1 protein-coding gene is annotated in these 596 nt (G+C 45.1%); it reads left to right on the forward strand.

The window, feature by feature from the left end; translation table 11 throughout:
- Window positions 1–596 (forward strand): SDR family NAD(P)-dependent oxidoreductase (locus tag AC1DOK_RS24510; protein ID WP_477556887.1); only part of this gene is annotated, 596 nt, incomplete at both ends.

Below are 596 nucleotides of genomic sequence, written 5' to 3' on the forward strand. Positions count from 1 at the left end.
GGTTTCGGTATGGCCAAAGGGTTGGCAGAAGCGGGTGCGGATATTTGTATCGTCACTCACACGAACAATTCGGCAGAGGCTGAAGCTGAAATTAAAGCAATGGGTCGCAAAGTACATGTTATTATTGCGGATTTAAGCAAGGAAGAGGTACTTCCAAGTATTGTGCAAGAAACCGTAGATGTATTTGGCAGCCTTGATATTCTTATCAATAATGCAGGAATTATTCGTCGTACGCCTGTTGCAGATCATCCTTCACAAGATTGGCATGATGTACTTAACTTGAACCTAAATACCGTTTATTTCCTTAGTCAATTAGCGGGTAGACAAATGATTAAGCAAGGTTCAGGTAAAATTATTAATATCGCGTCCATGCTATCGTATCAAGGCGGCATTAACGTACCAGGCTATACGGCGAGTAAGCATGCCGTAGCAGGAGTTACGAAAGCAATGGCTAACGAATGGGCTAGCAAAGGGGTTAACGTGAATGCTATTGCTCCAGGATACATGGCAACCAATAATACCGAGCAGCTTCGTGCAGATGCAGAGCGCAGCAAAGCTATTCTCGATCGCATACCGGCAGCTCGCTGGGGTACGCC

Source organism: Paenibacillus sp. P5_B5 (assembly GCF_056400365.1).